Annotated in this window: 8 protein-coding genes; 6 read left to right on the forward strand and 2 right to left on the reverse strand. The window is 38.2% G+C overall.

The genetic code is table 11. From position 1 onward, the window contains the following. The first annotated feature begins 41 nt into the window (after positions 1 to 41). The gene (locus tag F6K22_RS23040; protein ID WP_293103219.1) at positions 42 to 212 is read left to right on the forward strand and encodes a hypothetical protein; all 171 of its coding nucleotides are present in this window, start codon (positions 42 to 44) and stop codon (positions 210 to 212) included. 17 nt (positions 213 to 229) lie between these two features. Next, the gene (locus F6K22_RS23045; protein WP_293103222.1) at positions 230 to 577 is read left to right on the forward strand and encodes an IS200/IS605 family accessory protein TnpB-related protein; all 348 of its coding nucleotides are present in this window, start codon (positions 230 to 232) and stop codon (positions 575 to 577) included. Between the two features lie 409 nt (positions 578 to 986). Here the strand turns inward: F6K22_RS23045 and F6K22_RS23050 are convergent, their stop codons facing one another. Continuing rightward, complete coding sequence (locus tag F6K22_RS23050) at positions 987 to 1,940, reverse strand: RluA family pseudouridine synthase (protein WP_293103225.1); 954 nt, start codon at positions 1,938 to 1,940, stop codon at positions 987 to 989. A 598-nt stretch (positions 1,941 to 2,538) separates the two neighbouring features. Between F6K22_RS23050 and ilvN the strand changes: the two genes are divergently transcribed. The 4 genes from ilvN to F6K22_RS23070 all read left to right on the forward strand — a co-directional run bounded on the left by ilvN (position 2,539) and on the right by F6K22_RS23070 (position 6,702). Continuing rightward, a complete protein-coding gene (gene ilvN / locus F6K22_RS23055; protein WP_293103228.1) occupies positions 2,539 to 3,063 on the forward strand; it encodes an acetolactate synthase small subunit in 525 nt (174 codons plus the stop codon). Positions 3,064 to 4,087: 1,024 nt separating this feature from the next. Next, positions 4,088 to 5,758: a CAP domain-containing protein gene (locus tag F6K22_RS23060; protein ID WP_293103231.1), complete on the forward strand. Its 1,671-nt coding sequence runs from the start codon at positions 4,088 to 4,090 to the stop codon at positions 5,756 to 5,758. A 358-nt stretch (positions 5,759 to 6,116) separates the two neighbouring features. After that, a complete protein-coding gene (locus tag F6K22_RS23065) occupies positions 6,117 to 6,281 on the forward strand; it encodes a hypothetical protein (RefSeq protein WP_293103233.1) in 165 nt (54 codons plus the stop codon). Between the two features lie 85 nt (positions 6,282 to 6,366). Continuing rightward, on the forward strand, positions 6,367 to 6,702 hold the full coding sequence (locus F6K22_RS23070) for a hypothetical protein (RefSeq protein WP_293103238.1): 336 nt from the start codon (positions 6,367 to 6,369) through the stop codon (positions 6,700 to 6,702). A gap of 709 nt (positions 6,703 to 7,411) precedes the next feature. On the opposite strand, the gene F6K22_RS23075 is transcribed toward F6K22_RS23070, so the two are convergent. After that, positions 7,412 to 8,343 (reverse strand): adenylate/guanylate cyclase domain-containing protein (locus F6K22_RS23075; RefSeq protein ID WP_293103236.1); only part of this gene is annotated, 932 nt, incomplete at its 5' end.

Genomic DNA, 8,343 nt, shown 5'->3' on the forward strand with positions numbered 1-8,343 from the left:
ATGAGTGAAATCATGCATACCTGTAGTTGTGGATACTGTAGTTGAAGTCAGTTGGGGTACCTGCCACTGGTTGCTATATAATTGAAGTAGTATATGAAAAAACATCCCAACCACGGATGGAGTCCACATATGTAGCAGGAATAGATTTAGGAATTGACCGTAAGGTAGCTCTAGCTACTTGCCAAGCCTGGTGTCAAACCTATGCTGGTTAATGGGAAGCCACTAAAAAGTGTCAATCAACTATATAACAAACGTAAAGCCAAGTACCAAAATTATCTCAAAGGCAACAGAAAAACCAGTCGGATATATTGAAGCATTGAGTTATCATCGAAATCGTTTTGTGGAGAATTACCTGCATAACACCAGCAAGTTAGTTGTTAATTATTTAGTGAAGAGTAATATAGGTACTGTAGTAATTGGAAAAAATGATAATTGGAAACAGGGTGCAAACATCGGTAAAAAAAACAATCAAAACTTTACCCAAATACCACACTATAAGCTAATTCAACAGATAACTTATAAATGTCAACTTGCTGGTATCAAAGTTATGGAAACAGCAAGATTGTTACACCAGTAAAACTTCTGCACTTGACCTAGAATTGCCCAGACGCCATGACAATTATCTGGGAAAACGAGTCAAACGCGGTTTGTTTAGAAGTGGAATAGGTAAAGTGATTAATGCCGATATTAATGGATATCTTCAGATAATCAGAAAGAAATTCCCAGAGGCATTTAGTGGCGTTTGCGTAGCATTCCGTAGGATGGGAATAGTGAGCTGTGCCGTATAGCCTATATTGGTTAATCCAATATCAAGAATTTAACAACTGCAATTTTCTACAGTTTAATTCGTACGGTGGATATTCTACTCTCTACTCCCTCTTTTCTGGAAATGTCTAAACCCAACAAACCCCTTTTGTCTGTTGGGTTGGGCTATCGCTTAACCCAACCTACAGTATTATAACTGGTATTAGGGAATAAATATTTCCTCAACTGCTTCCTTGAGAACGTTTACGCAAAACTTCCACCAAAGTCATAAAATCTTCTGGCAAAGGAGCGATAGCCTCGACTAGCTCCCCAGAAACGGGATGTTCTAACTCTAGTCGCCAAGCATGAAGAGCTTGACCATTTAAATTTACCCCCACCGAACGACCTTTTCCATAAATAGTATCCCCCACAATAGGATATCCTATTTTAGCACTGTGAACCCGAATTTGATGAGTCCGCCCAGTCTCCAACCGAAACAACATCACAGAAAAATTCCCCAAACGTTCCTTAACTTCCCAATGAGTAACAGCAACTTTTCCACCTCTTTCCACTGGTGTCACTGCCATTTTTTTGCGGTCTACCCGATGACGACCGATAGGTAAATCTATTGTACCACTATCTGTTTTCGGACTGCCAAAAACCACTCCTAAATATTCCCGTCTAGCTGTTTTTGCCTGCAACTGTGCTTGCAAATGTTGATAAGCTTGGTCTGTTTTCGCCACCATTATTGCGCCAGTGGTATCCTTATCCAAGCGATGCACAATACCCGGTCGTTGCACTCCCCCAATACCTGCCAAAGAATCACAATGAGCTAAAAGTGCATTAACTAAAGTACCCTCATAGTGTCCGGGAGCTGGATGTACGACTAAACCTGCTGGTTTATTGATAATTAATAAAGCATCATCTTCATAGAGAATATCTAAAGGAATATCATTAGCTTCTATTGCCAAAGGTATTGGTGGCGGAATAGTTACAATAATCTTATCGCCCTTTTGTAATGTTGCTTTTTTAGAAGTGCAGAGTTGTTCATTTACTTTCACATTACCTTGGGAAATTAACTTTTGGATATGCGATCGCGATAAGTCTAGCATTTGTTGAGACAGCCAAAGATCCAAACGTTTAGTTATTTCATCCTCACTATTCACCTCTAAAATAATTGAACTTTCATCAGTCATAATTTATAAAAATTGTTTGTGGAATTAGCACTCTATCCAATCTACACTCTAGTATAAGATAACTAAACCTCTGGCAAAATTGACACTCAAGTAAATTACAGTACAGAAATCATTAGTTTTTCTGACTTTTGACGTTTGATTTTTGAATTAATTCTGCAAGAAGTCCACTAAATATCAAATAGGTTGGCCAAGAGAGTTTCGACTTAGTTAACAATTTACGCAATGAGCGCGATATAATACGATAGTTCTCTTCACGCATTAGTAACGAGGGTCAAATTTGTATTTTCTGCACTAATAGCTGCTTAAACATTTCTGGGGTGTCTATCTATTAGACCTCTCCAAAAATCTTGCTCGCTACTGGGAAGGGCGCAGTGAGGGTTTGAGAATCAAATGTTTCTGATGCCTATTGACAAAGACTTAAATGTAAGTATAGACTCAATAGATGCGGTTGGCTTAAGCGTCAATGCCTGTGGATGAGTAACCGCCGACGGCCTTAGGGACGTTGCATGCAACGTCCGTACAGCAGGAAGTAAACTTCAAGTTGTCATTTTATGTGACGCTTTGTATCAGTTTTATGAAGCAGCTACTGATTTAGAGAATGAAACATACTCTTTCTGTTTTAGTTGAAGACGAAGCGGGAGTTTTGACCCGCATTGCTGGTTTATTTGCCCGTCGTGGTTTTAATATTGAAAGTCTGGCAGTTGGCCCAGCAGAACAAACTGGTGTTTCTCGAATTACAATGGTAGTACCTGGGGATGATGGGATTATTGAACAGTTGACCAAGCAACTATATAAGTTGGTTAATGTTTTGAAAGTACAAGATATTACAGCTACTCCCTGTGTAGAACGAGAATTAATGTTACTTAAGATTAATGCTACTACAGCTATGCGCTCAGAAGTGATCGAAATTGCAAATATTTTTCGGGCGCGGGTAGTAGACGTAGGAGAAGACTCACTAACTATTGAAGTAGTAGGAGACCCAGGAAAAATGGTAGCTATTGTTCAAATGCTTGCTAAATACGGTATCCGTGAAATTGCTAGAACAGGAAAAATAGCTTTAACTCGTGAGTCTGGTGTTAATACTGAGTTCCTTAAACTTAAAGCTTTGGAAGCCAAGATATAAGTATTTTTTGGGATATTTAATTAGGAAGGGGTCATTATGTAGGATGGGAAATGGTAATTTTAGCTTTTATCTTAGTTAAAAGATTACTATTTTACTCTCTCAAAACCTAACTATCCTTAAATTTTTACTGATTTAATTTTAATCCTCAGCTAAATTATTCTCAATTAAATATCTGATTTAGGCAATTACTCCTTTGTTTAGCGCCAGTTAATTAGGAGTAATTGCTTTTTTTTATATTCACTGAGTTATGGTGCAAAGCTTGTAGTGGAGTGGCACACCTAAAACTGTGCAATAGATTTTTGTTTCTAGGCGTGTTTATCTCCCCATCTAATACCAAATCCGGTTATGAAAAGCAAATTTGTCCAATTGCTTCTAACCCTTCTGCCCTCAGCATAAGTGCCTTCTGCCTTGCCCTTACAATAAACCTCCTATGTAAACCGGATTTGGTATAACGCACCATTTTAGCTGTGTCGGTCCAGTAGGGTGCGTTAGAGAGCTATAATCATGCTCGTAGTTGGGCTTTAGCCCTTGCAATACTTATATTAGGGCTAAAGCCCAACTACAAACAAAAACTTCTATAAAACTAACTTATTCTGCATCTATCTGCCTCTACACTACAAAAGCTGTAGTTCTTATTTTCTCTTCCATATATCTGAAAACCACTACAAGATAGATTATTTCCGTTAGGTAATACCACTTTAAAATCAATTATAAATACTATTTATATCCTCAATAAAATCAATAATTAGTGTTTTCACTTAATACAAAACTACTAACATTTTTAGATTAAAAAAATACTTCCGGAACTATACAAATCACCAAGTAAAAGTTGGTAGAAAATTAAAGAACGATTTGTACTAAAGCTACAAATCAAGTAGTCAATTAATTCACAATTAATTGTGACTTTTAACTACATAAATCAAAGGAAATATTGAATAGGTTTTGAGTAATTAAGACCTAAATTCAATAGGAAAATTATTCCTACTTTGTCAATTACTGTCGTTTATATTTACACACACGAACCATGACACAACCCACCGCACAAGACCAATACATGCTCGAATTAGTAAACAGAGATCGAGCAAATCCTCAAGCAGCAGCAGATACTTATCTAAGTGGAGACCTAAATGAAGGACTTTCCTCAGGTACAATCTCCACTGATGCCAAACAACCTCTAGCATTTAATCTCAACCTCAATACTGCTGCGACAGACCACAGTCAGTGGCTACTAGATACTAACAGATTTCAACACTCAGGAGAAGGCGGTACAAACTCCAGGCAACGTATGGAAGCTGCGGGGTACACATTTGACGATGATTCTGATCCAAATGGGGAAAATCTTGCTAGGAGAGGAACAACAGGTACACCTAACTTAACTACTTTTGTCAGGATAAACTACGAAAACTTGTTCATTGATGCAGGTGTATCTGGTAGGGGTCATCGTGTCAGCCTGATGAATGGTAACTTCCAGGAAGTCGGAATTTCTTCACTACAAGGTACGTTTACCAGTGGTGGTAAAACTTTCAACGGAGTGATGACCGCCCAGAATTTTGCTTCTTCTGGGGCGAGTGGCCCATTTATCACAGGTGTTGCCTACACTGATGCAGTCAATAATGACGACTTCTATACAGTCGGTGAAGGAATAAGCGGGATAACAGTTACAGCAGTTGATACAGCAAATAGTGCTAATACTTTCACAACCACTACTTGGGATGCAGGTGGTTATAGTTTAGATGTAGCTGCAAATGCAACTTACGATGTAACTTTCTCTGGCGATCTCGACCAGGATGGTCAAGCAGATGATACAGCAACTTATCAAGTTACAATTGGTTCCGAAAACGTCAAACAAGATGTAGTCAGTGACAACTTACCAGTTCCCCCTCCTGCTCCTAGTGTTCCCACTCCTGGTGACGATAACCTGAATGTAGATGGTACTACTGTAGCAGTTTATGGTTTAGCAGGCGATGACACTCTAACTGGAAGTAGCGGTAACGACAGTATTGGTGGTGGAGAAGATGATGATGTTTTAAATGGTGAACTCGGCAATGACTCTCTGACTGGATGGACTGGTAACGATCTACTTAACGGCGGTAGCGGTAATGATACCCTCCAAGGTGGAGATGGTCTTGATACTCTCAATGGTGATGGAGACAATGACTCCTTAAAAGGGCACGCTGGTAACGACATTCTCAATGGTGGTGATGGGGATGACACTGCCGGAGGTGGTAAAGGTGATGATATTATTGATGGTGGTGCAGGTAATGATTACCTAACTGGTTGGAATGATAACGATGACATCACTGGTGGTACTGGTAACGATATGGTTAAAGGTGGTGATGGTACAGATACCCTTACAGGAGTCGATCCAACTGCTGCTCAACCTGGTAATAATGAGATAGATACTTTGGAAGGGGGTGCCGGTGCTGATTTATTTATCTTAGGTGATAGTCAGGTTTACTATGATGGTAGTGGTACAGCAGATTACGCTCTCATCCTTACTTTCAATGGTGCTGAAGGCGATCGGATTCAACTGTCTGGTAATATTGATGATTATAGTTTCAACGAAAATGTTTCTGGGTTGCCTGCTGGAACAGCTATATATACCAACAGTGGTAGTGAACTAATTGCTGTTGTTGATGGAGTTACAGGTATGAATTGGGGTAATACAAATACAAATGGCTTGTCTTTTGTATAGTCTTTAGTTTCTCTCCTTGGTACGATCAATTGAAAATTTGGGCGGTATAGATCAGGACTTACGAAAATTTTCCTATATAACCCAAAATGTAGGGGTGATTCGAGAATCACCCCTACCATATATAAAACCCCTAAGCGTATCTGTTGAGGAATTGGTTATACTAAGTAGCGATATAGCTGCCGCTAGGCTCCGTCAACGCCAATTATCATAACCAAGAGCTGGGTAAATGCCATACTCAAGTAGTTTAACAGACAAAGAATGGATTCTGATTGAACCATTGTTGCCAAAAAAAAGAAAACTTGTCCTACAAAATGGAGCAAAAGACAAATATTGGACGGTGTACTCTATCAACTGAAGAATGGTTGTAACTGGTCTGATTTACCCTGCATATTTACCTCCTTACTCCACAGTATTTTGGCATTACAAACAGTGGCGAGAATCAGGGGTAATAGAGAAGATTAGAGATGTATTACATTCAAGGGCTGCGTCAACAGGTAAAAAAAACCTAGATGGACAACTTTAATTATTATTGATTCACAGGCAGTAAAAAATACCTGTAATGCCAGTGTCAAGTCCAAGGGATTCTGTTTTACAAGGCTACTAACGGAATCAAGAGACACCTAGCAGTAGACACTCTTGGCTTTCCTTTTTTTGTCCATTGTGCCAAAGCATCAGTTTCTGATGACATGGGGTTAATTGAAATGTTGTCACACAACATTGATTACTTTAAATCTAAACCTGTAAACATTCCTAAAATTACTATTTTACTTGACTATGGATATCACCCCGAAAAAATCACACAGGAATTAGAGAAAATTTATCCAGGGATTATGACCAAGATTAGATTTAAACTATCACCCAAACCATCAAAAGTACAGAAAAAACAGGAAGGAAAAACAGGATTTGTTCCCGTAAAAGCCAGGTGGGTAATCGTGCATAACTAACTCTTGGATGGAAAGGTGTAAAAGCTTGACTAAAAATTTTGAAAGAACCCTGTAAAATGCCACTGCCAAGATTAGCCTTTGTTTTATTCGACTATTGCTTAAGAGATTAGCGATCGCTTAAGTTTTTTGAGATACGCTTAGGGGTTCTATATAATATCATGTTTTCTCTTCCGTAGGGGCAAACGGTACTTTGCCCTTTATACCAATGTGATAACAAACTAGAAATTATACAAAAGTGAACTGATTAACTTCATTCAAATCCATACCTGTAACCCCATCAACAACAGAAATTAGATCATTACTAATCTTACTATAGAAGCCCTAAGTGTATCTCTGCAAAGCTGCGGGTTTTTGGCAAAGGAGTCAGGAGTCAGAGAAATAGGATAGGGGAAAAAGGTAGAATCTAGGCCCCCATCTCCGACACTCCCCATCTCCGAATCTCCGACACTCCCCATCTCTAAATAGATCCCAAATGGGTTCTATATAATCTGGATGAAAAGTCATCCGCAGTGACAATAGGAAGCAATCTCGCGCCACCCCTAAGATTGCTTCCTTCGACTCCGCTCCAGTCCCAATGACTTACAAGAACTAATCATCTGGATTTGATATTACTTGCAGACGAATCAATTGGAATTTACCTAAATTACCAATGCTGTATTTTTTGTATTAGCCAATCCTCTTCTTTATAAGAAGAGGTAATTATTAATTATTAATTATTGAACCTATCTATCAGCCAATAAGTAATCATTTCTCCCTTACCTTTAACAGGAATAGACCCCCGTGACTCTAATAAAAATTTATCTTTTAAAAGTTGATAAGTAGCTTCCGCAAGTTGAATTTTACCAGATATTCCACTTGATTCCATCCGAGATGCTACATTGACTGTATCACCCCACAAATCATAAATAAACTTTTTAATACCAATTACTCCTGCTACCACTGGTCCGGTATTAATACCAATGCGAATTTGGAAAGCTTCTCCGCGATCGTTGAAAAATTTATTAATTGCCTTTTGCATATCTAATGCCATGTTAGCGATCGCCTCTGCATGATCTTCTCTAGCTGAGGGTAAACCACCAACAACCATATAAGAATCTCCAATTGTTTTAATTTTTTCCAAATCATGTTGTTCAGTTAATTGATCGAAAACTGAGAAAATTTGATTGAGCATATCGACCAGTTCATTGGGAGATATCCGAGCCGAAAAACCAGTAAAATCGACAATATCAGCAAACAAAATAGTAACATTTTCAAATTTTTTCGCAATCGGATGTTGATTTTGTTTTAATTTTGCAGCAATCTGAGCAGGCAAAATATTCAATAATAAATGGTCAGATTTTTGTTGTTCTAATCGCAGTGCAGTTTCTACATATTTACGTTTTGTGATGTCTTGAATAGTACCTTCATAGTAAAGTATTTCTCTATCAATATTGCGAACTACACGAGCATTTTCAGAAATCCAGATTACACTACCATCACTACGATAAACCTCTGATTCAAAATTTGATATAGAACCATGTTTTTCAAGTTCGGTAATAAACTCATAGCGACGATTTTGGTTAACATATAATTGTTTAGCAATATCAGTTATCTGATTCTTTAATTCTGTTTCTGAGGAAAAACCATACATTTTTAATAATG

The sequence above is a fragment of the Okeania sp. SIO2F4 genome, from assembly GCF_010672385.1.
In the GTDB taxonomy this organism is placed as follows: Bacteria; Cyanobacteriota; Cyanobacteriia; order Cyanobacteriales; family Microcoleaceae; genus Trichodesmium.